This window comes from Streptomyces sp. GL_141, assembly GCF_057834385.1.
The window spans coordinates 8,055,534-8,081,540 of sequence record NZ_CM174402.1; the positions used below are offsets into that span (position 1 = coordinate 8,055,534).

The window sequence follows — 26,007 nt, forward strand, 5'->3', positions numbered from 1 at the left end:
CGTCACGGCAGTTCGCGGGTGAGCCATACGTGCTCGCCACGGTCGTCCGTGGCCACGCGATGCCGCTCGAAGCCGGTCTTCTCGAGGACGCGGAGCGAGGCCGTGTTCCAGGGACCGACGGTCGACCAGAGCCGCTTCCGTCCGGTCGCGATGGCGGCATCGATCACCGCCCCGGCCGCCTCGGTGGCGTAGCCACGTCCGTGGGTGCTCTGGAACAGCTCGTACGCGATCTCCGGCTCCTCCAGGGTGGAGCGGCCGATGATCAGCCCGCAGTAGCCGATGAAATCACCCTCGGCGCGACGCTGGATGGGCAGCAGGGCGATCCCCGTCGTCGCCGTCGCGGCGAGCAGCTCGGCTATGGACCTCCGGATGTCCTCGACCGCGTGGGTTCCCTTGCCGCGTTCGGCGAGGAGGTCGCAGAACGCGGCAGCGTCCGACTCGGCCCACGGCCGCAGGATCAGCCGCTCGGTCTCCAGGTGGAACGACATCGTCTCGTACGGAGTCATGCTCCCCACTCTGCCCCATGGGTCACCGCGCATCGCGGGCGGGAGTGCGGAGCGAGGGGCGCGGAGTGTGGAGTGCGGGCGCGTGCCTCGGCTCAGGCCGCGGGCGGGCCGGAGTTCGACAGGAGGTGCAGGCGCAGGGCGAGTTGGAGCTCCAGGGCGCGGGCGGGGGAGTTCCAGTCCTCGCCCAGGAGCCGGCCGATCCGGTCGAGGCGCTGCACGACGGTGTTCACGTGGATGTGCAGCGCCTCCTTGGCCTTGGAGAGGCTCGCCCCGTGGACGTAGTAGGCCTGGAGGGTGCGCACCAGCTCGGTGCCGCGCTGGGCGTCGTAGTCGATGACGGGGCCGAGCACCTGGTCGACGTACCCGCCGACGTCACCGTGGTCCCCGAGCAGCAGGCCGACGAAGCCCAGGTCCGGCAGGGCGGCCCCGTGGCCGGCGTGGCCCAGTGCGTGCAGGGCCCGCAGGCACCGTACGGCCTCGGCGTACACGGCCGGCAGCCCGCCCGGGTCGCCGGCCGGTCCGGCGGAGCCCACGGTGACGGGCGCGCCCACCGCCTGCCCCAGCTCCGCCGCCAGGGAGCGCGCGAGGTGCCCGGGGGGCCGCTCGGCGGGGGCCAGCAGTACGACGTGGCCCTCGTGCAGCCCGGCCAGGCCGTCGAGGGCGCGGGCGCGGCGTGCCGCCTCCGTCGACAGCCGGGGCCGCAGCGAAGCGTCGCAGTGGAGCACCAGGAGGGAGTGGGGGCGTGCGAGGTCCACGCCGAGTTTGCGGGCGCGGATCCTGCGGCTGTCGGTGTCGGGGGTGTGGCCCGGGCTCCGCGGGGTCAGCAGTTCGCCGAGGAGCTCGCCGCGCACCCGGTCCTCGGCGTGGGCCACCGAGCGGCGCAGCAGCAGGAGGAGCGCGGTGACCAGCCCGGTGCGCTCGAACAGCCGCCGGTCGCTGTCCGACAGGTCCGCCCTGCCCGTCAGGGCGATGCTGCCCAGGAGTTCGGGCCCGGCCAGGACCGCGCAGACCCACACCCCGTCGACCGGTACGGCCCGGCCGCCGGAACGGGAGGCCGCCACCCCCTGGGCGGGGGCGCCGATCGGGTCGGTGGCGACCCGGGCCAGCTCGGCGCCGTCGGCGTCGTGCACCACCAGTCCGCCCCGGAGCAGCGCGGCCACCTCCCGGGCCACATCGGTGACGTCCCCGCCGCGCAGGACCAGATCGGTGAGCCGGTCGTGGGTCTCGGTGGCCAGCCGCGCGGCCTCGCTGTGGGCCCGGGCGGTCTCGGTGGCGGCGTTGAGCTCGACCAGTGCCGTACGGGTCTCCTCCAGGAGCCGCGCCCCGTCGATGGCGACGGCGGCGTGGTCGGCCAGCGAGGAGAGCAGTGCGACCGCGTCGGGGGCGAACTCGCGCACCGACCGGTCGGCGGCGTAGAGCACCCCGATGACCCGGGAGGCGACGCGCAGCGGCACGCCGAGGATGCCCCGCAGCCCCTCCTCGCGGACCCCGGCGTCGATCGTGCTGGTGTGCCGGAAGCGGTCGTCGGCGCGGTAGTCGGAGCTGGCGTACGGCCGGGCCGTCTGCGCGACGAGACCGCCGAGGCCCTCGCCCATGCCGAGGCGCAACTGCTGGAAGGCGGCGGAGACGGAGCCGTCGGTGACGCGCATGAACGTATCGCCCACCACGGGGTCGTTGAGCGTGAGATAGGCGCAGTCCGTGCCGAGCAGGGTCCGGGCCCGCCGCACGATGGCCCGTAGCACCGCGTCGAGATCGCGCAGCGCCGCGAGGTCGCCGGCGGTGTCGAACAGGGCGGTGAGCTCCGCTTCGCGCCTGCGGTGCTGGTCGAGCGTGCGCCGGATGTCGAGGGCGACGCGGGTCGCCTCCTCCACGAGGGCCTGATCGGCGGCGCCGGCACCGGCGGTACGGGCCTGCGCGCCGGGCCGCGCGAAGTGCTCGGCGGGAGCGCCCTGGGCGAGCAGGTCCAGGAGCTGCCGCAACGCGGCCGCGGGCGCGGAGGGATCGTTCACGGGGGCCATGCTGGCAGCCCTTCGCTACGGGGTGGTGAGCGGGTCCGCCCGCCGGACCGGAGGCACCGGTCACGGCGGGCGGCCCGTGGGGCGGGCGGGGCCAGGCGGGTGGGGTCAGGCGGGATCGGAGACCGCGCCGGCGTACCCGCTCTGCGCGGCCACCCCGGTCGGCGCCGCCGCTCCCGCCTTCGGGACGGACAGGTCGCGGCCCCGGGTCTCGCGGGCGAAGAGGACGGTCAGGGTGGTGACGAGGGCCGCTGCGGACAGGTAGACGGAGACCGGCACGGAGGAGCCGTAGTCCTTCAGGAGCTCGACGGCGATGATCGGGGCCAGGGCCCCCGCGACGATCGAGGCGAGCTGGGAGCCCATCGAGGCGCCCGAGTAGCGGACCTTGGTGTCGAACATCTCCGAGATGAAGGCGGCCTGCGGCCCGTACATGGCCCCGTGCAGCAACAGCCCGGCCGTGACGGCGAGGGTGATGACCACGAAGGACTTCGAGTCCACCAGCGCGAAGAACGCGAACGCCCACAGCGCCATGCCGACCGAACCGATCAGCGTCACCGGCCGGCGCCCGATCCGGTCCGAGAGCGCGCCCCAGGCCGGGATGGTCAGGAAGTGGACGGCCGAGCCGATCAGGAGCGCGTTGAGCGCGGTGGTCTTGGGGAGCCCGAGGTGGGTGGTGACGTAGACGAGGAGGAAGGAGGTGAGCACGTAGTACGAGATGTTCTCGCCGAAGCGGGTGCCGATGGCGGTCAGCACCTGGCGCCAGTCCTTGCGGAACACCTGCACCACGGGTGCCTTCTCCACCTCGGCCCGGCCGGCCGCCTCGGCCTGCGCCGCGAGGAAGACGGGGGACTCGGACACCGAGAGGCGGATCCACAGCCCGACCATCACGAGGACCCCCGAGAGCAGGAACGGGATCCGCCAGCCCCAGGAGAGGAACGCGGCATCCGACTGCACGGCGGCGAGCAGCGCCAGCACGCCGGTGGCGAGCAGGTTCCCGCCGGGCGCCCCGGACTGCGGCCAGGAGGCCCAGAACCCGCGGTGTTCGGCCCCGCCGTGCTCGGACACGATCAGCACGGCCCCGCCCCACTCGCCGCCCAGCGCGAACCCCTGCACCAGGCGCAGCGCGGTCAGCAGGATCGGCGCCGCGACCCCGATGCTCGCGTGGGTGGGCAGCAGCCCCATCGCGAAGGTCGCGCCGCCCATCATCAGCAGACTGAGCACCAGCAGCTTCTTGCGCCCGACCTTGTCCCCGAAGTGCCCGAAGACCACCCCGCCCAGCGGCCGGGCGAGGAAGCCGATGGCGTAGGTGAGGAAGGCGATCAGGGTGCCCGTGAGCGGATCCGCGGTGGGGAAGAACAGCTTGTTGAAGACCAGGGCGGCGGCGGTCCCGTAGAGGAAGAAGTCGTACCACTCGATGGTGGTCCCGATGAGGCTGGCGGCGACGATCCGTCTGATGCCGGACGGAGCCTTCGGGTCGGCTGCGGTGGAGGCCATGTGAACCACTTCCAGGGTGTCTGCGGGGACGTCGGGTGTGGCCACAACGTAGAAGTCCGCAGGTCACCGGTATATGTGGCGTGCCGTCACAATCAACCCCACCTGAGTGTGTCCGACCACCATAAGGTCCGGACCGATTCCCTCGGACCCCTCCGGAAGCGGGTGGAAGGCCCCCGCCGGAATCGCGGAGTCACGGCTGTTGAGGAGGGGCTGCCGGGGAGTCGGCCGCGCGGGCGATGCCGTCGAGGCGGCCGTCGAACCACGCGTATCGCGCCGCGTCGCGAGCGGCCGGGGGTGCGCCGGGGTGTCGGTGACGGGTGCGGACGTTCTCCACGACCGCCCAGCCCTTGCCGCCGTCGAAGGTCCTGAACTCGACCAGGTGGTGGTCGAGGTGTCCAGTGATCATCACTGCCATGAGGGACAGGTACTCTCCCCGGAGGTCGGGGGTGAGCTCGCCCTCCTGCGGCCCTCCCAGGAGGACCTGCTGGTCCTCGGCCAGGAGCGTGCAAGTGGCCTGCACGGCCCGGACGAGTACCTCGAACCGCTCCCCGCCCAACCGCGTCCGTAAGAACTCCAGATGGGAGCCGAGGACGTCGGTCTCCAGGCCGCCTCCCGATCCGCCGGGATCCACTTGCGTTCCAGGCCCTCCGGGGTCCGACGGAAGATTCTCGGTCATGTTTCCGCCCTTCCCCCAACGGCCGTTGCCCTGAGCAGTGTAGGCAGGGGCCCGCGCTCCGACGGCGCTCTTCGGCCACCCGGCCGGCATCGGCTGCCTGCTCTACGGCACCCCTGGTCCCAGGCGCCCCGAACGCAATCGACTATGCCACTCGCACATTCAAAAGGAATGCGATTTCGGCAATTCCGGGATGGATTACCCGCGTTCACCCTCCCAACGTTGACAGCGTGCTGCGTCTTGAGGATAAATGAGTTCACAGGTGGCCTGATGTGGTCGCAGGTAGGCTGGATCAGGCCAGTCCGTGACCGGTTCGTTCCGCCCGTCACCTGGTGTGGTCGTGGCGATGTCGCAGTAGAGGGGTGTTTGGGTCGCGGGTGTACAGCGTGGTCGTGTAGTGAGCGGGTATTGACGAATCCGATTCTTCCGTGGGGGATCAATGGCCCAGCTCAGTTCTTTTTCCGTCCCCGATTTTCACCTTCCATTCGGAAACTCCAAGCATCCCGAGGCCGCCCGGGCGAACGCCGAGGCGACCTCGTGGGTGCTGCAACACGAGCTCGTGACCGCCGCGGCCGAGCAGTTCTCGGGCATCGGCGTGGGCCACCTGGCCGGCCGGGTGAGCGGTGACGTCCCCTACGAGCGGGTCCTCTTGCTCGCCGAGTGGATGGCCTGGTCGTTCGTCCTGGACGACCAGCACGACCACCTCATCAGGACGGGAGAGGTCGCGGCCTGGCGGCCCGTCACCGATGCGATCACCGGCTATCTGCGAACGGGGCGGATCGAGAGGTCGGCAGCGGGCCGGAATCCGTTGGTGACGGGATTCGTCGACCTGTGCGACCGGATCCTGGCCGGCATGACCGAGGGGACCGCGGCCCGGTACCGCGCCCATGTCCCCCTCATGCTCGACTCCTTGGACCAGGAGGCGGGCAACCGTGCCACCACGAGGTGCCCGGGGGTTCAGGAGTACGTCCTCATGCGCCGCCACAGCTCCCAGATCCTTCCGATGATGGACATGGTGGAGGCCGGGCTCGGGATCGACCTCCCGCAGAACGTCCACGACCTCCCCGAGTTCCAAGCTCTCGCCGCGAGCGTGCTCGACGTCATCTCATGGGGCAACGACGTGTTCTCCCTGCCTAAGGAGCACGCCTGCGGGGACACCAACAACCTCGTCTCCCTCATCTCCTTCTGGGAGAGGTGCTCCCTCCCCGACGCCGTCCAGGCGGTCGAGGCGCGTATTCAGGAGCGCATCGAGCAGTATCTGACCGAAGAAGAACGTCTGATTCAGGCCGTCAATGCGCTCCCCGGGACGGACCCGTCGCTGGTCGACGCGGTCACCCGCTGCGTGCGCAGTTACGAGGACTGGATGATCGGCGCCGATCTGTGGCAGCGTTACGAGTGCACGCGGTACAGCGACGAACGGTTCGCGGCCGGACTGGAGTCTGCGTACACCCGCCCGGATCTTGTCTCCGCGGCGTGACGGAAAGTCAGTTCATGGCAACTGAAGCTCATTCCGGTCCCGAGGTCCACGCTCCGGTCGCCCCAGGACGGTTACCGCTCCTGGGGCACGCGCTGCAACTGTGGCGCCGGCCGATAGCGTTCCTGGAGTCGCTCCGGGAACACGGCGACATCGTACGGCTCGACATCGGCACCTGGCCCGTCCACATGCTGACGAGCCCGGAGCACGTCCACTCGGTACTGGTCCAGCAGGCGCAGCAGTTCGGCCGGGGAAGGATCTTCGAGAGGCTCCGCCCGGTCTTCGGCAACGGGATCGTGACCACCGACGGCGACTTTCACCGCAAGCAGCGCCGGATGATGCAACCCGCCTTCCACCGGAACCACATCGCGGAGTACGCCGAGGTGATGTGCCGGCAGGCGGAGGCGATGTCCGCGTCGTGGACGGCCGGCCGTGAGATCTCCATGGTCACGGAGGCGCGCGGGTACGCGATGTCCTCGGTCGCCGAGATGATCTTCTCGGGGGAGCTGAGCCGGCCCGCCGTCGACGAGGTGCACCGCTCGCTGCCCATCGTCCTGGAGGGCATGCTCGTACGGGCGGTCATGCCCAAGTCGCTGGACCGGCTGCCCATTCCGTACAACCGGCGGTTCGACGGCGCGGCCGCCCGACTGCGCCGGGTCATCGACGAGGTGATCGAGCAGTACCGCGCCGAGGAGCCGGCCGACCGGGGCGACCGCCACGACCTGCTCTCCATGCTGCTGGCGGGCGTGGACTCCGAGACGGGCTCGACGATGGCTGCCGAGCAGGTGCGGGACGAGGTCATCGCCATCATGCTCGCCGGCACCGAGACCTCTGCGACCACCCTGTCCTGGATCTTCCACGAGATCGGCCGGCACCCCGAGGTGGAGGCGCGCGTCCACGCCGAGGTCGACTCAGTGGTGGGGTCCCGACCCGTGCGTCCCGAAGACATACCCGCGCTGACCTACACGCACGACGTCTTCCAGGAAGCCCTGCGCCTGCATTCCCCCTTGCTCTTCACCCGCAGGGCCCTGGCCCCCCTCACCCTCGGCGGAATCTCGATCCCGGCCGGCGCGGAACTGGCCTACAGTCCGTACACGTTGCACCGGGACCCCGTGCTTTTCCCCGACCCCGGCGTCTTCGACCCGGACCGCTGGCAGAAGGGGGCGAAGGAGCGTTCCCGTACTCACGGTTACGTCCCGTTCGGGGCCGGCCAGCACAAGTGCATCGGCGATTCCTTCGCCGTGGCGGAGATCCTGACCGCGGTGGCGACCGTCGCCTCGCGATGGCACCTGAAGCCAGCCCCGGGCGTCACCGTGCGCGAACTTCCCGCAGGGATCCCGCAACCCAGCGAGCTGCCGATGATTCCCGTGGCGCGGAAGATACAACACTCTTCTCATCCGAGTGATGAGATGCCGCAATAGTGTGCTGAAACAGCATCAACTCCTCCTCCGGCCCGTACACTCTGCCGCACGTGCTGGAGGGGGCAAGGGATGTCGCAGGTCACGGAACCGAGAAGCTGGAACGCTCAGCCCCTGCTGGAGCGGGAGGCGGAAGTCCTCGCGATCCAACGCGCGGTGGACGCACTCTGCGGCATCTCGGGCAATGGCTCGGCCAACCGCAGCGGGGGCGTCCTGACCTTCGCCGGATCGGCCGGCATAGGCAAGACCACCCTGCTGAGCGAGGCCCGCCGCCACGCCGCCGACCGCTCCTGCACCGTGCTCTTCGCGCGCGGCGGCGAGCAGGAGCGGCAGGTCCCGTTCCACGTGATGCGCCAGCTCATCCAGCCGGCCCTCGCCGCCATGAGCGAGGACGAACGGCGCGACGCGCTCGGCAACTGGTACGGCATCATCGCCCCCGCGCTCGGGCTGACCGCCGCCCCGAAGGGTCCGACGGGGCCCGACCCGCAGGGCGTGCGCGACGGACTCGACTGGGTGGTCACGCACTTAGCGGTGCGCAACGCCCCCGTCGTGCTGATCGTCGACGACGCGCACTGGGCGGACGCGGAGTCCCTGAGCTGGCTCACCTCCTTCGCGGCGCGCGCCGAGGAACTGGCCATGCTGATCATGGTGGCCTGCCGGCCCGACGAGATCCCCGCCGACGCCGGCGCGCTGCGCGCCCTCATGGGACGCCAGGGGACGCGCCCGCACGAGCTGGCTCCCCTGACCACGAGCGCCGTCGCGCGCATCGTGCGCGACGCCCTCGGTGAGAACGCGGACAACGTGTTCTGCCGCGAATGCTGGGCGATCACCGGTGGAAACCCCTTCGAGGTGGTCGAGCTGGTCATGAAGGGCCGCGACCGGGGGTTGAAGCCGCACCAGGGCAACATCGCCCAACTGCGCGACCTGGCTTCCGCGGTCAAGGGCAGCGGCCTGATCGACCGGCTCGAACAGCTCGGCCCGTCCACCGTCCGGCTCGCGTGGGCCGCCGCCGTGCTCGGCACCGCGGTCCCCCTCGGCATCGTCGGGGGCGTGGCCGCCCTCGGTGAGGCGCAGGCCGCCGAGGCCGTCGACCGGCTGCGGGCCGCACGGATCCTGACCGTCCTCACGGGCGTACGGCGCAAGGAAGTCGTGGAGTTCTTCCACCCGCTCATCGCCACCGCCGTGTACCGCTCGATTCCGCCCGGTGTACGGGTAGCCATGCACGGGATGGCCGCCCAGGCCGTGATCGACGACGGGCAGGGTTCCGCTGCCGGCGCCCGCCACCTGCTGGAGATGCACCCCGAGGGCGACCCGTGGGTCGTACAGCAGCTGCGTCAGGCCGCGCGCGAGAGCTTCTCCGCGGGCGCTCCTGATGCCGCGCGCCGCTACCTGGCACGTGCCCTGCGCGAGCCCCCGGAGGTGGAGGACCGCGCCGAGGTCCTGTTCGAACTCGGATCCGCCAACCTCCTGCACGATCCCGCGACGACGATCAACCAGCTCAGGGCCGCGCTGGAGGAGCCCAAGACCGACCAGGCCCTGCGCGAGGCGATCACGTACCGGCTCGCCCAGGCGCTCGGCCACACGGGGCAGCTGGGTCTGGCGGCAGGGCTCCTCGCGGAGGAGGCCCGGCGTGCCACGAGCTCCCGTACGCGGCTGCGCATGCAGGCCGAGCAGTTCAAATGGAACGCCGTCCGGTTCGACGAGGAGAACTCGCCCGCCCGCTCCCGGCTCCTCGCCCAGTTCGCCAAGCGGCTCACCGGTCGGGGTCTGCCCGAGCGGCACATCCTCGGTCTGCGGGCCTGGGACGCCGCGATGCGCGGCGAGCCCGCCTCCACCGCCCTGGAGTACGCGGAACAGGCGCTTGACGGGGGCATGAGCTGGACCGACCAGGACTTCGGCTTCGAGGTGCCCGCCGTCCTCGCGGTCACGCTCATGTACTGCGACCAGCCCGGCCGGGCCGAGGACCTCTTCAACACCGCGATCGTCGAGTTCGAGGGGAAGGGCTGGCGCGGCGCGCACCTGTCGTTCGTCTACACCCTGCTCGGCTACGTCCGCTACCGGCGCGGGCAGCTCGCCGAGGCCGAGGACTTCGTACGCAACGGCTTGCAGATCGCCGACCGCGTCGGCACCGGGATCCCGGCGCAGTGGTACGCGATCGGAACCCTCATCGAGACCCTGCTCGCCCGGGGGAACACCGCCGAGGCCCAGCGCATCGCCAAGGCCTACAAGCTGGCGGACGGCTTCCCCCAGGCCGTGGTCTATCCCGATCCGCAGGCCGTGTGGGGCAAACTGCTCCTGGCCCAGGACAGGATCGAGGAGGCGGAGCACCACCTCTCCGCAGCCGGCCGGCGCCTGGATCTGCGCGGAACGCGCAATCCCTCGTGGAGCCCCTGGCAGCTGGACCTGGCGCTCGCGCAGGCAACGCACGCGCCCGAGCAGGCACGGGCCACGGCGGCCGAAGCGGTCGCGCGGGCCCGCGCGTTCGGGACGTCCAGCGTGATCGGACACGCCCTGCGCGTCGCGGCCGCGGCCACGGACCCGTCCCAGGCGGCGATCCTGCTGCAGGAAGCGGTGGAGCACCTCGAACAGTCACCGGCCGCCTGCGAACTCGCGCACGCGCTCATCGACCACGGCATGGCCCTGCACGCCATCGGTGACCCACACCTGGCGGCACAACAGACCTATCGGGGCATGGAGTTGGCCGCCGACTGCGGCGCCGACGGGCTCGTGAGCCGGGCCAGGACCCAGCTGGCCTCGGCAGGTCTGCGGCCTCGCCGTCTGCACACCTCCGAGCAGGACACCTTGACCGTCGCCGAGCTCACGGCTGCCCGCCACGCCTCGACGGGGATGGACAACAGGGCGATCGCCGCGGCGATGCACACCAACGCCCAAGCGGTGACCGAGCTGTTGTCCGCGGTCTTCACGAAACTGGGCACCGACCGGCTCGGACTGCACCGGGCGCTCGAAGCCTGATCGCGGGGCCGGCCCGGAGGGGAGCCCGGGCCGGCGCCGGCGTCCCCGGTGAACGCGATCCCCGACTGATCGGCCCCGGACGTTCTGCCGGCGGGCTACTTCGAACGGGCCGCCGGTGCGGGCGCCCCTCGGACTCCTCGCCCGCGGCACGGCAACGCCGCGCTCAGCCGGGCAGCGGCACGCCCAGCGTCGAACGCCGTACCACCAGCTCCGGCTCGAACACGACCTGTCGGTGCCGGTGGGCCGCGCCGCCCGGGCCGGTCTCCTCGGCGAGCATCTCGGCCGCCGTCCGCCCCATCGCCTCCGCGGGCTGGCGCACCGAGGTCAGCGGCACCGCGGCCGCCGCGGCGAACTCGATGTCGTCGTAGCCGACGATCGCGAGGTCCTCGGGTACCCGCAGGCCCGCGGCGAACGCGGCCTGCAGCATCCCGAGGGCCAGCAGATCGTTCGCGCAGAACACCGCGGTGGGTCTCGGCAGCATCCCCAGCAGGCGGGCGCCGGCGTCGCGGCCCGCCGCCACGTCCAGCCCGTCCACCTCCAGGTCCAGCAGGACGGCGTCGCGGCCGGCCAGCGCCCGCAGCGCGCCGCTGCGACGGTCGGCGACCTGCTGCAGCCGGTGGCGGCCGCCCGCGAACGCGATCCGTCGGTGGCCGCTCGCCAGCAGGTGCCCGGCCGCCAGGGCGCCGCCCCCGACGTCGTCCACCGACACCGAGCAGGCCTCCAGCCCCTGGACGAGCCGGTCCACCAGCACGAAGGGCACACCGCCGCGACGGAGCGCCGCCGCTCCCGACCCCTCCGCGTCGGCCGGGGTCAGCAGCACCCCGCGCACCCGCTGCTCCGCGAAGAGGGCGAGGTAGTCCGCCTCGTCGGCGAGCCGCTGAGCGCTGTTGCAGACCATCACGCCCAGGCCCGCCGCGCGCGCCACCTGCTCGGCCCCGCGCGCCACGGAGACGAAGAACGGGTTGCCCAGGTCGAGGACCAGCAGACCGATGATCCGGCTGCTGCCGGAGCGCAGCTGGCGCGCCGACTCGCTGCGTACGTAGCCGAGCTGGTCGATCGCGGCCCGGACCCTGGCCCGGGTCTCCTCGCCGACCGACTCCGGCCGGTTGATCACGTTGGAGACCGTGCCGACCGACACACCGGCCGCCCGTGCCACGTCCTTGATGCTCGCCGCGCCGCCCATGTCCCACCACTGAAAGGTTTCACCGACTCCGACGGCCGATCCGGAGATCAGGTTACGACATCACACCAATAGCCCCCTGCTGGCGGCTTGACGCTTCCCGCGGTCCCCCCTACCGTCTGGCTGAAACGATTCATATCGTGGGAGGTGCTCCGTGGCCGACCGGTCCGCCGTGAAGGACGCCCTTCGGGCCCAGCGCATCGAGACGCCCTCGTGGGGCTACGGGAACTCGGGAACCCGCTTCAAGGTCTTCGCCCAACCCGGTGTGCCCCGCGACCCGTTCGAGAAGCTCGCCGACGCGGCCCAGGTGCACGCCGCCACCGGCGTCGCCCCGAAGGTCTCGCTGCACATTCCCTGGGACCGGGTCGAGGACTACGGTGCGCTGTCCGCCCACGCCCGCGAGCTCGGGCTGGAGATCGGCGCGATCAACGCGAACGTCTTCCAGGACGAGGACTACAAGCTCGGATCCGTCACCCATCCGGACCCGCGGGTGCGCCGCAAGGCTCTCGACCACCTGCTGGAATGCGTCGACATCATGGACGCCACCGGCTCGCGCGACCTCAAGCTGTGGTTCTCCGACGGCACCAACTACCCAGGCCAGGATGACATTTCGGCCCGCCAGCGACGCCTCTCCGACGCCCTGTCGGAGGTGTACGGGCGGCTCGGCGACGACCAGCGGATCCTGTTGGAATACAAGCTGTTCGAGCCCGCGTTCTACGCCACGGACGTCCCGGACTGGGGCACCGCGTACGCGCACTGCCTGCGCCTCGGGCCCAGGGCCGCGGTCGTCGTCGACACCGGCCACCACGCCCCCGGCACCAACATCGAGTTCATCGTCGCGTTCCTGCTGCGCGAGGGGAAGCTCGGCGGCTTCGACTTCAACTCCCGCTTCTACGCGGACGACGACCTGATGGTCGGCGCCGCCGATCCGTTCCAGCTGTTCCGGATCCTGCACGAGGTCACCGGGAACGGCGGCTTCGCCCCCGAGGCCGGCGTCGCGTTCATGCTCGACCAGTGTCACAACATCGAGGCGAAGATCCCTGCGATCATCCGCTCGGTGATGAACGTCCAGGAGGCCACGGCCAAGGCCCTGTTGGTCGACCGCACGGCCCTGACGGCCGCTCAGTACGCGGGCGATGTACTCGGCGCCAACGAGGTGCTGATGGACGCCTACGCCACCGACGTCCGTCCGCTGCTGGCCGAGGTCCGCGCCGAGGCCGGGCTTGACCCGAACCCGGTCGCGGCCTACCGGGCCGGCGGCTGGGCCGAGAAGATCGTCGCCGAGCGGGTCGGCGGCGCCCAGGCCGGATGGGGGGCCTGACCCGTCCGCCACGCGAGCCGGCCCGCACCCTCCTCGCGCACCCCCGCGAGAGCGCCACCGCCACCAGACAAGGAAGCTGCTCCCGCCATGGCCCAGCACCCCGTCGTCGCCGCCCTCCTCGCCCGCTCCCACCGGCTCGGATCGGATCCGCGCAACACCAACTACGCCGGCGGCAACACCTCTGCCAAGGGCGCGGCGACCGACCCCGTCACCGGGCAGCCCGTCGACCTGATGTGGGTGAAGGGCTCCGGCGGCGACCTCGGCACCCTCGCCGAGGGGGGCCTGGCCGTGCTGCGACTGGACCGCCTGCGCGCCCTCGCCGACACCTACCCGGGCGTGGAACGGGAGGACGAGATGGTCGCCGCGTTCGAGTACTGCCTGCACGGCAAGGGCGGCGCGGCTCCGTCCATCGACACCGCCATGCACGGTCTGGTCGACGCCGCGCACGTCGACCACCTGCACCCCGACTCCGGCATCGCGCTCGCCACCGCCGCCGACGGCGAAAGGCTCACCGCCGCCTGCTTCGGCGACACCGTGCCGTGGCTGCCCTGGCGCCGTCCCGGTTTCCAACTCGGCCTGGAAATCGCCGAGATCAAACGGACCCACCCGCAGGCCGTCGGTTGCGTCCTCGGCGGTCACGGCATCACCGCCTGGGGCGCCACCGGCGAGGAGTGCGAGGCCAACGCCCTGCACATCATCCGCACCGCCGAGACGTTCCTGGCCCGCCACGGCAAGCCCGAGCCGTTCGGCCCGCGGCTTGACGACTACCAGGCCCTGCCCGAGGCCGAACGCCGCCGACGCGCCGCCTCGCTCGCCCCCGTCATCCGCGGCCTGGCCTCCACCGACCTCCCGCAGGTCGGCCACTTCACCGACGCCGCGCCCGTGTTGGACTTCCTCGCCCGCGCCGAGCATCCCCGCCTGGCCGCCCTCGGCACCTCCTGCCCCGACCACTTCCTGCGCACCAAGGTCGCCCCGCTGGTCCTCGACCTGCCCGCCACCGCGCCCCTGGACGAGACGATCGCCCGCCTGCGGGAGCTGCACACCGGCTATCGGGCCGGCTACCGGGCGTACTACGAGCGGTACGCCACCGCGGACTCGCCCCCCATGCGCGGCGCCGACCCGGCGATCGTCCTGGTCCCGGGCGTCGGCATGTTCTCCTTCGGCAGGGACAAGCGGACCGCCCGCGTGGCCGGCGAGTTCTACCTCAATGCGATCAACGTGATGCGCGGCGCGGAGGCGGTCTCCTGCTACGCCCCGATCGAGGAGCGCGAGAAGTTCGCCATCGAGTACTGGGCGCTGGAAGAGGCGAAGCTGCGGCGGATGCCCGCGCCCAAACCGCTGGACACCCGCGTCGCCCTGGTCACCGGCGCCGGCTCCGGCATCGGCAGGGCCATCGCGCACCGCCTGGCCGCCGAGGGCGCCTGCGTCGTCGTCGCCGACGTCAACACCGCCACCGCCCGGGCCGTCGCGGACGAACTCGGCGGCCCGGACCGGGCCGTGGCGGTCACCGTCGACGTCACCTCCGAGGAGCAGATCGCCGAGGCGTTCCGCACCGCGCTCCTCGCCTTCGGCGGCGTCGACCTGGTGGTCAACAACGCGGGCATCTCCATCTCCAAGCCGCTGCTGGAGACCACCGCCGACGACTGGGACCGGCAGCACGCCATCATGGCCCGCGGCTCCTTCCTCGTCTCCCGGGAGGCCGCCCGCACCATGATCCGGCAGGGCCTGGGCGGCGACCTCGTCTACATCGCCTCGAAGAACGCGGTCTTCGCCGGCCCCGACAACATCGCGTACTCCGCCGCCAAGGCCGACCAGGCCCACCAAGTTCGGCTACTCGCCGTCGAGTTGGGCGAACACGGAATCCGCGTCAATGGCGTCAACCCGGACGGCGTGGTCCGCGGCTCGGGCATCTTCGCCGGCGGCTGGGGCGCCCAGCGCGCCGCCACCTACGGCATCGCGGAGGAGCAGCTCGGCGCGTTCTACGCCCAGCGCACCCTCCTCAAGCGCGAGGTGCTGCCCGAGCACGTCGCCGCCGCCGTCTTCGCCCTCACCGGCGGCGACCTCACCCACACCACCGGCCTCCACATCCCCGTCGATGCCGGCGTCGCCGCGGCCTTCCTGCGCTGAGGCGGTCGTGACGCCCCCCACCCCACGCACCCCGGCCGCCTTCGCCGCGGCGGACCTCGGCGCCACCAGCGGACGGGTGCTCGTCGGCCGGGTCGCCCGTGACCGCCTCGACCTCACCGAGACCCACCGGTTCGACAACATTCCCGTCCAACTCCCGGACGGGTTGCGCTGGAACGCCCTCGGCCTGTACCAAGGCGTCCTGGACGGCTTCCGCGAGGCCGCCGCGCGCTGGGACCTCGCCTCCGTCGGCATCGACAGCTGGGCCGTCGACTACGGGCTCCTCGACGCCGACGGCGCGCTCCTCGGCAACCCGTTCCACTACCGCGACCCGCGCGGCGCCGCCGCCGTCCAGGCCGTCCGGTGCCGCCTCCCGGCCCGTGAGCTGTACCGGATCACCGGACTTCAGCACCTGCCGTTCAACACGATCTTCCAGCTCGCCGCCGAGAAGCACCTCGACCGCGCCCGCACCCTGCTCCTGCTGCCCGACCTGATCACCCACTGGCTCACCGGCACCGTCGGCGCAGAGGTCACCAATGCCTCCACCACGGGCCTGTACGACGCCCGCACCGGCGCCTGGTCCGCCCCGGTCCTCGCCGCGCTCGACCTGGACCCGGCCCTCCTGCCCGCACTGCGCCGCCCCGGCGACCACGCCGGCACCGTCCTTCCGCACGTCGCCGCCGCCACCGGCCTGCGCCCCGGCACCCCCGTAGTCGCGGTCGCCTCCCACGACACCGCCTCCGCGGTCGCCGCCGTCCCCGCCGGCACCGAGGACTTCGCCTACATCTCCTGCGGCACCTGGTCGCTCGCCGGCCTCGAACTCGACGCGCCCGTCCTCACCGAAGCCTCCCGCGCCGCCAACTTCACCAACGAACTCGGCATCGACGGCACCGTCCGCTACCTGCGCAACGTCATGGGCCTGTGGCTGCTCAGCGAGAGCCGGCGCACCTGGCGCGCCCGTGGCGAGGTGCACCAGCTGCCCGAGCTGCTCGAACGCGCCGCAGCCGCCCGCCCGTTCGCGGCGCTCGTCGACCCCGGCGCCCCCGAGTTCCTCGCCCCCGGGGACCTGCCGGCCCGCCTCGCCGAGCACTGCGCCCGCACCGGCCAGCACCTGCCCGCGGACCAGGGCGCCGTCGTCCGCTGCATCCTGGAGAGCCTGGCCCTGGCGCATCGTCACACCCTGTTCCAGGCAGCTCATTTGACCGGCCGCGCGATCCGTGCCGTGCATCTCGTGGGCGGCGGCAGCCGCAACGCCCTGCTGTGCCGGCTCACCGCCGACGCCACCGGCCTGCCCGTCATCGCCGGCCCCGCCGAGGCCACCGCCATCGGCAACATCCTCGTCCAGGCCCGCGCCCACGGGCTGGTGGAGGACCGCAGCGCCATGCGCCGCCTGGTCGCCCGCACCCAGCGCCTGCGGCGCTACGAGCCCGCCGGAGACATCCGCGCGTGGGACGCCGCCGCCGCCCGTGTGGGGCTCGCCTGACCTGAGCCGCACGGCATGGACGCGGTGTCACCTCTCGTCCCGTCGTACAGACAGTGACGATCGGTCAAATATTGCTCAAGTTCGCATGGTTGTGGATCGTCATTCTGGAAATACTCCCTTTACCGAAGGGAAACGTGCTGGCCGTCAGGTGGCCGGGTGTACATATTCCCGATGCGATCGCGCGACCAGCGGCTGCCCTTCGTGTCATCCTCGACCTCGCTGTCCCTGCTGTGAGCTGCCCGTACGCCATCACCAGGACTCCGAACAGCGAGGCCCCGCGTCGGCCGAAAGTCGCTCCGTAAAACAATTGCGGGCGACCCGAACAGGTTGAGAAAGAAAGGCCTGTTCGGCTCTCGAGGCCATTTCTCAGAGTTCGGAGGGTCTCCATGCGCACGCCTCGCCGCAGATCCCTGCGTCTCCTGCTGTGCCTGGCACTGTCACTGTCCGCAGTGCCGCTGGCCGTTCTCGCCGCGCCTCAGGCCGGCGCTGCCGGCGGGCCGACCGTGTGGATCCTGGACGCCACCGACCGGCCCTTCACCTCGACCACCCCGCCGAGCTGGGCGCCGACCGGGATCGAGCTGTACGCGGCCCGCAACGCCTACGAGGGGGCGCAGATCCTGGTGCGGTCCGGTTCGGCGCAGACCGGGGTGTCCGTCACCCCCGGGGCGCTGACCGGCCCCGGCGGCGCGCTCATTCCCGCCGCGAACATCACCACGCGCTACGAGTACAGCCACCCGAGGATCCAGAAGGTCGGCAACGTCCAGAACCCGCCCGACGGTGGGACCGCCTACTACGACGCGCTGATGAACAACAGTCCGCAGTCGGTGGCGGCGAACACCACGTACGCCGCCTACTACCAGGTCTACGTGCCGGCCGGTCAGGCACCGGGCGTCTACACCGGCAGCGCCAGGGTGAACAGCAGCCTGGGCGCCGTCACGGTGCCGGTGTCCGTGGCCGTGTACAGCGCCACGATCCCGCCGACCTCGCAGTCCACGTTCAAGATGAACAACTGGTTCTCCTCGGCGGGCTGGGACTACGCGGGCACCGAGGCGTCGATCCCGAACGAGTACGGCGTACAGATGTACGACGCCAACTGGTGGACCGTCGAGGCCAACATCGCGGCGAACATGGCGCGACACCGGAACAACGTGATCTACGCCGACGCGGTGGCCCTGCTGATCCCGGACACCACCGTCGACGCCGCGGGCCGCTTCACCTTCGGCTGGTCCACCTTCGACCGGTTCGTCAACCTCTTCGTCAAGGCCGGGGCCATGCAGTACCTCTACACCCCGACCCTGCTGGAGCCGCCCGCCTCCGATCCGAACCTCGACACCCTGGTGCCGGTCAACGGCGTCAGCGGCGCGGTCAAGCACGTGCTCTGCCGGCCCAACTCCGCCGCGGCCAACGGCTGCCCGGACACCAACAACTGGTTGAAGCAGTTGTTCCCGGCGCTGAAGGCACACCTGGATGCCAAGGGCTGGACGGACAACTTCTACATGAGCGCCCTGGACGAGCCCACCACCACGCAACAGGCCACGGCCGCCAACTGGCTCTACACCCTCTACGAGCAGTACTTCCCGAACCCGCGCACCAACGAGGCGCAGCTGACCACCTTCACCGGGGACGCGGCCCATCTGTCGACGCAGACCCCGCTCTCGTCGAACTACGACGAGAACGTCGCGCTCTACCAGAACTACCGGATCAGCGGGAAGGACCTGTGGCTGTACAGCTGCATCCTCCCGCAGGGCTCGTACATGAACCGCTTCACCAGCAACTACCTCAGCGGGACCAGGCTCCTCCCCTGGCTGACCTGGAAGATCGGCGGCGAAGGCTACCTGCACTGGGGCTGGAACTACTGGCACGACGGCTTCAGCGAGCCGTACCCGCCCGCCGAAACCTTCAACACCCCGCAGACCGGCGACAGCTGGCTGGTCTATCCGAACAAGGCCGCCTACGACATCTACGACAGCCTCCGCAGCGAAGCTCAGACCGCGGGCCTGCAGGACTTCGAACTGCTCCAGCAACTGGCCGCGGTCAAGCCGCAGGCGGCACGCACCCTGGCCGAGACGCTGATCACCAACCCGACGGCGTACGACCACTCCGGGTGGAACGTCGAGGGCCGGCACAAGCAGCTCCTCGACGAACTGGCCGCGGCCTCCGGTGACCTGGCGCTTCCGTTCACGGACGACTTCAGCGGCGGCGACCACTTCTGGACCCACACCCGGGGGACCTGGTCGACCAGCGGCGCCCAGTACACGCAGTCCGACGCGTCGGCGTGGGGGCACGTCTCCTACCTGCGCGGCCGGGGCTACACCGACGTCTCGGTCGGCGTGGACCTGCAGATCACCGGAGTGAGCTCGTCCGGTGGAAGCACCAACTGGGCCGGTCTGATGGTGCGTTCGGCCAACGGTACGGACCTGGACTCCGGCTACCTGATCGCCCAGCGGGACAACGGCCAGGTGTTCGTCTACCGCAGCGGCACAAGGATCGGCTCGGCGTCCGTGCCCGGCTACGTGTCGGGGCAGCGCACCCGCCTGCGCGTAGTGGCGCGCGGGAACACCCTGAGGGTGTACTCCGGGACCGGGCAGGCACCGGTGCTGACCGTCACCGACGCGGCGTTCACCGCGGGCGACGTGGGTCTGGTCACCGGCGGCGCCAGCGCGAACTTCCGGAACGCCCGGATCATGCCGACCTCTCTCGCCCCGGCCGAGAGTGCCGCCGTCACCGCCTCCAGCTCGTACGAGGCCGACGGCTGGGGCATCCGCTCGGCGGTCGACGGGCAGCGGTCGTCGGCGCCGAACGCCGCGGGGTGGAGCAGTTCCGGCAGCATCGCCACCAACCACACCGAGTGGGTGCGGCTGGACCTGGGCTCGACCCGGCCGGTGAGCCGGGTGGACCTCCACCCGCGCAGCGACGGAGCCAACGCCGGTCAGGGCTTCCCGGTCGACTTCACCATCCAGACCTCCACCGACGGCACGAACTGGACCACGGTCAGCACCCGCACCGGGTACCCGAGGCCCGGCGCCACGGCGCGGACCTTCCCGTTCGCGACGGTCAACGCGCGCTACGTGAAGGTGACGGGGACCAACCTGAGTACGGATCAGTTCGGCAGTTTCCGCATGCAGTTCGCGGAGATCGAGGCCGTCGCCGGAGACCTGGCACTGGGCCGCACGGCGACCACCTCCAGCTCGGTCGAGTACCACAAGGAGGGCTGGCTGACCGCCAACCTCACCAACGGGACCCATCACACCGACCTGTGGAACTCCTCGGGCTGGAGCAGCGCCGGGGCCGGCTCCCCGAACACCACGCAGTGGGCGCGGGTGGACCTCGGCGGCCCGTCACGGATCAGCCAGGTCACGTTGTACCCCCGCGACGACATCCCGAACACCGGGCGCGGCTTCCCGTCGGCCTTCACCGTCCAGCTCTCGACCGACGGCACGAACTGGACCACCGTGGTGTCGAGGAGCTCGTACCCGCGCCCCGGAGCCGGCGGCCTCTCCTTCGCCTTCGCCGCCACCACCGCCCGGTACGTGAAGGTCACCGGCACCACGCTCACCGCCGACCAGTTCGGCGTGTACTACATGCAGCTGGCGGGGATCGGTGCCTCATGACGAAGCACCGGATCTGCTTCCTGCTCCAGGTGAAGGCCGAACTCGTCGACGAGTACCGCGAGCGCCACGCCAAGGTGTGGCCGGAGATGCTCGACGCCCTCCGGGCCACCGGCTGGACCAACTACTCCCTGTTCCTGCGCCCGGACGGCCTGCTCGTCGGCTACTTGGAGACCGAGGACTTCGATCGCGCCCGCGAGGCGATGTCCGCCTGCGAGGTCAACGCCCGCTGGCAGGCCGAGATGTCCCGCTACTTCCAGTACCTGGACGGCACGCCGGCCGACCGGGCGATGGCACCGCTGACGGAGGTGTTCCACCTGGACTGACAGTCCTGAGAGGAGGGAAGAGGCAGGCGACTCTGTCAGGCTACGCGATCTCCCGGGAGCCGGACTTCCGCGCCGGAACGGTCCTGGACCCGCTGTCGGGCCAGGTCTCGCACAAGGGCCGTAGCTCCCTCGTCCTCCCCGTGACCAGCCCCGTGCTGAGCCGGCACCTCGCCGACTGCCTGCCGCTCGTCCAGGAGGTGCTCGGCCACCGGGCCGCGCTCACGCACACCCTGACGGTCCTGACGGCGCACGGGGAAGGAGGCCATTACGGCATGCACACCGACGCCTCACGGGTCCGCGGCCGCTCGCGGACGTGGAGCACGACCACGACGGCGCACGGCCCACCGCTCTTCCGCCGGCTGGGCCTGCCACCCGACTCGGCCTTCCTGCGGCCCGCACGAGCGAGGAGGGACCGGACGCCCTGCGAGCCTGATCAGTCCCATGATGGCCGTGACCGGCGGCGGCGCAGGCCGGGTCCCTTCACAGGGGCCACTCCCGAAGGGCTCCGCTCCGGTCGGCGCGGAAGCCGAACGACTGGTTCACGTGCAGCATGCCGGCGTTCGAGGCCGCGTTCCAGGTTTCCACCGTAGCCAGTGCGGGCTCGTGTTCCGCGGTCCACGACAGATTCGCGCGCTTGAGCACTCCGCCCAGTCTCCGGCCGCGGTGTGACGGAAGAACGATGGTGTCCCACTGGCTCGCGTGCCGCTGGTGTGCGTCGGCCATGCCGAGGGCCGAGTACCCGACGAGCAGGCCGGTGGCCCGGTGCCGTACGGCGGTCAGATAGGTGCGGTAGCCCCACGCGCGGAGGGCGGCGTAGAGGCGGTGGATCTTGTCGGCGTCGAAGATCTCCGGCGCCTGGTCGCCGCCGGCACGCGCCGCTTCCTCTGCCGCGAGACGCGATGACATCTCGGCGAAGGCCGCCTCGTGCTCCGAGGGGACGCCGTCGCGCCAGTGCAGCAGCTCGTACGCGGGGTCCACGTCGAGGGGCTGACGGGTCGGGCCGGTGCGCAGTGACAGCCCCAGATACCGCTGGACGCAGGCCGCCCCCGTGGCCTGAGCGAAGGCATCGCCCGGACTCGCCTCGCCGGTGGGGCCGGAGGTGAAGACCGCCAGTTTGCGTACGCCGACTCCGGCCAGCTGGTGTGTGGCGGCGGCCAGCAGCCGCCTGCCGAGGCCTGTCCTGCGGACATCGGGATGAACGAGGAAGTGGATCACCTCGGCGGTCGGACGCGTGCCGTTCTTCCGCACGCCGATCGCGCACAGTCCCACCGGGAGCCCGCGGCTCCACAGGCCCCAGGTCAATACCGAGGTCCCGGGTCTGGGGTGGAGCATCTGTCCCAGGAAGGCCGTCGGGCAGGGCGGGGGGCCGGTGGGAAGGTCTTCGGCCTGAGCCCGCTCCTGCAACAGGCGGAGGCTCCTCAGGGCGCCTTCGTCGGCGAGTGACAACGGCGCGATCGAGGCGATGTGCTGTGTCATGCGTGAGCTCCCGCTGTGTGCTGCGAACGTGAGGTCAGGAGCTTGCGAACTCCGCGTCAGCTGACCCGGAGACCGACCGCCAGGGTCAGTTCAAGGACCCGCTGTGGCGATGCGAGATCCGGAAACAGATCCCGCAGCTGCGACATCCGGTACCGGACCGTCTGTGGATGGACGAACAACGCCGCCGCCGCCTCGTCCCGCCTGCCCTGGTGCAGCAGCCACGCCCGCAGTGTCTCCTCCAGCCGCCGCGCGGTCGCGACGGGCAAGGTCCGCAAGGGTGCGAGGGCCCGGGCGCGCAGGTCTGCGAACGCGTCCGCGTCAGCGCTCAGCACCAGGTCGGGCAGGTGCTCCTCGGTGTCGCGAATGTCAGCGGAGAGGGAGCGCGCGCGTACGGCTCGTGCGTACGAGGCGGACGCACGAGTCCACGGCCGGGCCGGGCCGACCACGGCGGTGCGGTCGGTCAGCTGCCGCAGGAGATGTGATCGGTCGGCATCGGGGACGAGCAGCACACCGGTGGCGTCCTGCAGATCATCGAGGACGAGGGTGTTCGGGTCGAGCGTGCGGTAGGCGGGCCGGGCCTGGGCGGCGGGCAGCAGGACCGCGGTCAGCGAAACCGGAGGCTGCCACCCGGCCCGTTGGACGGAGGCGAGCAGCACGTCCGGGCTCGCGTCGGCGAGGAGATCGCGGGCCAGGTGTTCCAGGTGGCGCTCGTGAGCCCTGCCCCGGGCGGCCAGTTCGTCGGCGTGGCCCGCGGCGCTCGCGGCGGAGAGCTCGTCGATGTAGGCGAAGGTCAGCTCGGCGAACTTGGCGACCTCGGCGGCGGGCAGACCGGCGGGTACGGCGCCCGCTGCCAGGCATCGCCAGGCCACGCGGGCGCCGACGCGGTAGGCGCTGAGCAGGGCGTCCATCGAACGGCCGTCGCGCACCTCGCCGCGGCCCAGCTCGTAGGCCGCGTCACCGGCGTCGCCGCCCGTGGCGTTCCCGGTCGCGAGGTCCAGGTAGTGCCCCAGGGCGGTGCGGACGGATCGGCGGATGGTGGCGCCCATGCGGCCCGAAAGTGCGTTGGCGTAGGACGGGACCTCGTCGATGATCGCCTGGACGACCTCGTCGGCGGTGCTCCTCAGCGCGGCCCGAAGTGCCGTGACCGTCGTCTCATCCAGAGCCAGCTCGCTGGCCCTCCGGACTGCATGCCCCATGTTTTGTTCCCTACGAACAATCCAGCCGATCAGATTCACGTCCTACGGACAGGACTTTACGCCCTGAGGCGCAGCAATCTGGAGTCATGACGAGCACAGCCCTCCGCAGCAGGGCCTGGAAACTGCTGGAGATGGTCACGACGCCGCTGCTGCCGTCGGACTACCTCGACCTGGTCAGCCCGCTGCGTGCGGGCGCCGACCTGCGTGGGCGCATCGAGGCCGTGCACCCCGAGACGGGGGACGCCGCGACCATCGTGATCAGGCCGGGACGGGGCTGGCGCGGCCACACGGCCGGTCAGTACGTGCGGATCGGGGTCGATGTCGACGGGGTGCGCCTGTGGCGTGCCTACTCCATCACCTCGCCGACGAACCGCCAGGACGGCCGCGTCACGATCACCGTGAAGGCGATCCCGGACGGCAAGGTCAGCAACCACCTGGTCCGCAGGGCGCAACCGGGCACGCTGATCCAGCTCGACCAGCCGACCGGCGACTTCGTGCTGTCGCGGACCCAGCCCGCCAAGGTGCTCTACCTGACGGCCGGCAGCGGCATCACGCCCGTGATGGGCATGCTGCGCGACACCGAGTTCGACGACGTCGTCATGGTCCACTGCGCGCCACGGCCGCAGGACGTGATCTTCCGCGGCGAGCTGCACGACCTGGTCGCGGACAAGAAGCTGCGGCTCACCGAGGTGCACACCGACACGGACGGCATGCTCGACATCGCCCGTCTCGACGCACTCGTGCCCGACTGGGCCGAGCGCGAGACCTGGGCCTGCGGGCCCGCGGGCCTGCTCGACGCCGCCGAAGCGCACTGGACCGGGCACGGCGTACAAGAGCGCCTGCACACCGAACGCTTCCGCCCCACCATCGTCGTCACCGGCGACGGCGGCGAGGTCACGTTCAGCGCCACCGGCAAGACCGTCGACGCGGACGGCGCCACGCCGTTGCTGGACGTCGGCGAGGAGGCCGGCGTGCTCATGCCCTCCGGGTGCCGCATGGGCATCTGCTTCGGCTGCGTCACGCCGCTCAAGTCGGGCGCCGTCCGCGACCTGCGCACCGGCGAGATCACCGAGGCCGAGCCGGGCGTCCTCATCCAGACCTGCGTGTCCGCCGCGGCGGGCCCTTGCGACATCGAACGGTAGGAAGCACCTTGACCGCCATCGACCCCACCGCCCACCTGACCGCGGAGCAGATCGAGGAGCTCGGCCGTGAGCTGGACGCGATCCGCGACGAGGTGATCGCCGACCGCGGAGAGAAGGACGCCGCCTACATCCGTAAGGTCATCTCGGCGCAGCGCAAGCTCGAGCTGGTCAGCAGGGGCGTGCTGCTGTTCTCGATCTTCCCGCCCGCGTGGCTGATCGGCACTGCCGGGCTGTCCGTGGCGAAGATCATGGACAACATGGAGATCGGTCACAACATCCTGCACGGCCAGTGGGACTGGATGCGGGACCCGAAGATCCACTCCACCACCTGGGAGTGGGACCACGTGTCTCCGTCCGAGCAGTGGAAGCACTCGCACAACGAGCTGCACCACACGTACACCAACGTGATCGGCAAGGACAACGACCTCGGCTACGGCATCATGCGCGTCGACGAGGACCAGAGGTGGCACCCGTTCCACCTCGGCCAGCCGCTGTGGAACTTCCTCAACGCCTGCTTCTTCGAGTACGGCATCGCCGCGTACGACCTGGAGCTCGGCAAGAACCTGAACAAGCGCCGCCGCAAGAACCCGGAGTTCCGCGCGCGGGCCAAGGCCGTGGGCCGCAAGATCCGCAAGCAGGTGCTCAAGGACTACGTGATCCACCCGCTGCTGTCGGGCCCGTCGTTCCTCCCCACCCTCGCCGCCACGTTCACCGCGAACCTGGTCCGCAACATCTGGACCCACTCGGTGATCATGTGCGGGCACTTCCCCGAGGGCGTACAGGTCTTCGAGCGCCGGTCGATCAGGGGCGAGACGCGCGGCCAGTGGTACCTGCGCCAGATGATGGGCTCGGCGAACATCAGCGGCAGCAAGGCCATGCACTTCATGACCGGCAACCTGTCGCACCAGATCGAGCACCACCTGTTCCCGGACCTGCCGAGCAACCGGTACGCCGAGGTCGCGGTGAAGGTGCGCGCGCTGTTCGAAAAGTACGAGCTGGAGTACGTCACCGGGCCCCTGCCCAAGCAGGTGTTCTCCGCGTGGCACAAGGTCTTCCGGCTCTCGCTGCCGAACAAGAAGCCCAAGCTCAAGACGCCGGACCGCAAGCAGAAGCTCGTCGCGGTCTGATTCCCGGCACCGGTCCAGACCTCTCGGTCGCACCATTGGGCTCGGCGAGATCCGTTGCGGACGGTGGGCGGCCGAGGCATCAGATTCTCCAGGGGGACGGCCACCGTGCCGCCGTCGGACGGCTTGTTCCGGCAGCCCCGCAGCTCGTCCATGTCCTCGCCGCTCAGGCTCAGAACTCCATGGCCTGCTTCGCGTCGCCGGCGAAGCTGATGTACGGGTTCAGGTGAGGGGGCACGTTCGCTCCCTTTGTGGCGATTGCTCAGTGCGGGCAGCCTACGTGTACGGCGCGCGTACGAAGGGTTCCCCCGGGCCGTCCGTGTGCCCCGTGTCGTACGTCTCGACGTACTGCCGGTGCATCTCCTCCCGGGCCTCTCGGAGCGGTGTGGGCACGGCGTGCTCGTCGCCCCAAGAGGCGGTGTCATGCCGACCGGGCAGACGATGGATCCGTAGGACCCGGTTCCCGGAGGGCCC

At 71.1% G+C, this 26,007-nt stretch carries 17 protein-coding genes; 10 read left to right on the forward strand and 7 right to left on the reverse strand.

The window, feature by feature from the left end; genetic code table 11:
• Positions 1-2: 2 nt before the first annotated feature.
• From AC3IX6_RS35935 to AC3IX6_RS35950, 4 genes are all read right to left on the reverse strand, one after another.
• Positions 3-506, reverse strand: coding sequence for a GNAT family N-acetyltransferase (locus AC3IX6_RS35935; protein ID WP_489367457.1), 504 nt, complete (start codon positions 504-506; stop codon positions 3-5).
• 92 nt (positions 507-598) lie between these two features.
• Entirely contained in the window at positions 599-2,524 is a 1,926-nt protein-coding gene (locus AC3IX6_RS35940; protein WP_489367458.1) for a helix-turn-helix domain-containing protein, read from the reverse strand.
• A 105-nt stretch (positions 2,525-2,629) separates the two neighbouring features.
• Positions 2,630-4,015: an MFS transporter gene (locus tag AC3IX6_RS35945; RefSeq protein ID WP_489367459.1), complete on the reverse strand. Its 1,386-nt coding sequence runs from the start codon at positions 4,013-4,015 to the stop codon at positions 2,630-2,632.
• A 190-nt stretch (positions 4,016-4,205) separates the two neighbouring features.
• Positions 4,206-4,646 (reverse strand): hypothetical protein, encoded by a 441-nt coding sequence (locus tag AC3IX6_RS35950; RefSeq protein WP_489367460.1) that lies wholly within the window; start codon positions 4,644-4,646, stop codon positions 4,206-4,208.
• A 583-nt stretch (positions 4,647-5,229) separates the two neighbouring features.
• Between AC3IX6_RS35950 and AC3IX6_RS35955 the strand changes: the two genes are divergently transcribed.
• From AC3IX6_RS35955 to AC3IX6_RS35965, 3 genes are all read left to right on the forward strand, one after another.
• Positions 5,230-6,165 carry a terpene synthase family protein gene (locus AC3IX6_RS35955; protein WP_489367462.1) on the forward strand — a complete coding sequence of 312 codons (936 nt, stop codon included), beginning with the start codon at positions 5,230-5,232 and terminating at the stop codon, positions 6,163-6,165.
• Positions 6,166-6,179: 14 nt separating this feature from the next.
• Positions 6,180-7,583, forward strand: coding sequence for a cytochrome P450 (locus AC3IX6_RS35960; RefSeq protein WP_489367463.1), 1,404 nt, complete (start codon positions 6,180-6,182; stop codon positions 7,581-7,583).
• Positions 7,584-7,652: 69 nt separating this feature from the next.
• Positions 7,653-10,553, forward strand: a complete 2,901-nt coding sequence (locus AC3IX6_RS35965; protein WP_489367464.1) for an ATP-binding protein — start codon at positions 7,653-7,655, stop codon at positions 10,551-10,553.
• A gap of 163 nt (positions 10,554-10,716) precedes the next feature.
• Here AC3IX6_RS35965 and AC3IX6_RS35970 read toward each other — a convergent pair whose 3' ends face one another.
• The gene (locus tag AC3IX6_RS35970) at positions 10,717-11,736 is read right to left on the reverse strand and encodes a LacI family DNA-binding transcriptional regulator (RefSeq protein ID WP_489367465.1); all 1,020 of its coding nucleotides are present in this window, start codon (positions 11,734-11,736) and stop codon (positions 10,717-10,719) included.
• A 151-nt stretch (positions 11,737-11,887) separates the two neighbouring features.
• Between AC3IX6_RS35970 and rhaI the strand changes: the two genes are divergently transcribed.
• From rhaI to AC3IX6_RS35995, 5 genes are all read left to right on the forward strand, one after another.
• Positions 11,888-13,054 (forward strand): L-rhamnose isomerase, encoded by a 1,167-nt coding sequence (gene rhaI, locus AC3IX6_RS35975; protein ID WP_489367466.1) that lies wholly within the window; start codon positions 11,888-11,890, stop codon positions 13,052-13,054.
• A gap of 87 nt (positions 13,055-13,141) precedes the next feature.
• Positions 13,142-15,181, forward strand: a complete 2,040-nt coding sequence (locus tag AC3IX6_RS35980) for a bifunctional aldolase/short-chain dehydrogenase (RefSeq protein ID WP_489367467.1) — start codon at positions 13,142-13,144, stop codon at positions 15,179-15,181.
• A 7-nt stretch (positions 15,182-15,188) separates the two neighbouring features.
• Positions 15,189-16,661 (forward strand): rhamnulokinase, encoded by a 1,473-nt coding sequence (locus AC3IX6_RS35985; RefSeq protein WP_489367468.1) that lies wholly within the window; start codon positions 15,189-15,191, stop codon positions 16,659-16,661.
• Between the two features lie 386 nt (positions 16,662-17,047).
• On the forward strand, positions 17,048-20,272 hold the full coding sequence (locus tag AC3IX6_RS35990; protein WP_489367469.1) for a discoidin domain-containing protein: 3,225 nt from the start codon (positions 17,048-17,050) through the stop codon (positions 20,270-20,272).
• Positions 20,269-20,595, forward strand: a complete 327-nt coding sequence (locus AC3IX6_RS35995; RefSeq protein WP_489367470.1) for an L-rhamnose mutarotase — start codon at positions 20,269-20,271, stop codon at positions 20,593-20,595. Before AC3IX6_RS35990 ends, AC3IX6_RS35995 begins: the two co-directional genes overlap by 4 nt.
• Positions 20,596-21,075: 480 nt before the next feature.
• On the opposite strand, the gene AC3IX6_RS36000 is transcribed toward AC3IX6_RS35995, so the two are convergent.
• The gene (locus AC3IX6_RS36000) at positions 21,076-22,071 is read right to left on the reverse strand and encodes a GNAT family N-acetyltransferase (protein ID WP_489367471.1); all 996 of its coding nucleotides are present in this window, start codon (positions 22,069-22,071) and stop codon (positions 21,076-21,078) included.
• A 56-nt stretch (positions 22,072-22,127) separates the two neighbouring features.
• A complete protein-coding gene (locus AC3IX6_RS36005) occupies positions 22,128-23,267 on the reverse strand; it encodes a PucR family transcriptional regulator (RefSeq protein ID WP_489367472.1) in 1,140 nt (379 codons plus the stop codon).
• Between the two features lie 86 nt (positions 23,268-23,353).
• Here AC3IX6_RS36005 and AC3IX6_RS36010 point away from each other — a divergent pair, with 86 nt between their 5' ends.
• Together AC3IX6_RS36010 and AC3IX6_RS36015 are read left to right on the forward strand one after the other, a co-directional pair.
• Positions 23,354-24,409, forward strand: a complete 1,056-nt coding sequence (locus AC3IX6_RS36010) for a ferredoxin reductase (RefSeq protein ID WP_489367473.1) — start codon at positions 23,354-23,356, stop codon at positions 24,407-24,409.
• Positions 24,410-24,417: 8 nt separating this feature from the next.
• Positions 24,418-25,536 carry a fatty acid desaturase family protein gene (locus tag AC3IX6_RS36015; RefSeq protein ID WP_489367474.1) on the forward strand — a complete coding sequence of 373 codons (1,119 nt, stop codon included), beginning with the start codon at positions 24,418-24,420 and terminating at the stop codon, positions 25,534-25,536.
• The last annotated feature ends 471 nt before the right edge of the window (positions 25,537-26,007 follow it).

What these genes read in the sequence shown, in the direction of transcription:
- AC3IX6_RS35990 (WP_489367469.1), top strand. Translation starts at nt 17,048, where the DNA reads ATGCGCACGCCTCGCCGCAGATCCCTGCGTCTCCTGCTGTGCCTGGCA.
- AC3IX6_RS36010 (WP_489367473.1), top strand. Translation starts at nt 23,354, where the DNA reads ATGACGAGCACAGCCCTCCGCAGCAGGGCCTGGAAACTGCTGGAGATG.
- AC3IX6_RS35935 (WP_489367457.1), bottom strand. Translation starts at nt 506, where the DNA reads ATGACTCCGTACGAGACGATGTCGTTCCACCTGGAGACCGAGCGGCTG.
- AC3IX6_RS35995 (WP_489367470.1), top strand. Translation starts at nt 20,269, where the DNA reads ATGACGAAGCACCGGATCTGCTTCCTGCTCCAGGTGAAGGCCGAACTC.
- AC3IX6_RS35970 (WP_489367465.1), bottom strand. Translation starts at nt 11,736, where the DNA reads ATGGGCGGCGCGGCGAGCATCAAGGACGTGGCACGGGCGGCCGGTGTG.
- AC3IX6_RS35945 (WP_489367459.1), bottom strand. Translation starts at nt 4,015, where the DNA reads ATGGCCTCCACCGCAGCCGACCCGAAGGCTCCGTCCGGCATCAGACGG.
- AC3IX6_RS35960 (WP_489367463.1), top strand. Translation starts at nt 6,180, where the DNA reads ATGGCAACTGAAGCTCATTCCGGTCCCGAGGTCCACGCTCCGGTCGCC.
- AC3IX6_RS35980 (WP_489367467.1), top strand. Translation starts at nt 13,142, where the DNA reads ATGGCCCAGCACCCCGTCGTCGCCGCCCTCCTCGCCCGCTCCCACCGG.
- AC3IX6_RS35940 (WP_489367458.1), bottom strand. Translation starts at nt 2,524, where the DNA reads ATGGCCCCCGTGAACGATCCCTCCGCGCCCGCGGCCGCGTTGCGGCAG.
- AC3IX6_RS36005 (WP_489367472.1), bottom strand. Translation starts at nt 23,267, where the DNA reads ATGGGGCATGCAGTCCGGAGGGCCAGCGAGCTGGCTCTGGATGAGACG.
- AC3IX6_RS35965 (WP_489367464.1), top strand. Translation starts at nt 7,653, where the DNA reads ATGTCGCAGGTCACGGAACCGAGAAGCTGGAACGCTCAGCCCCTGCTG.
- AC3IX6_RS36000 (WP_489367471.1), bottom strand. Translation starts at nt 22,071, where the DNA reads ATGACACAGCACATCGCCTCGATCGCGCCGTTGTCACTCGCCGACGAA.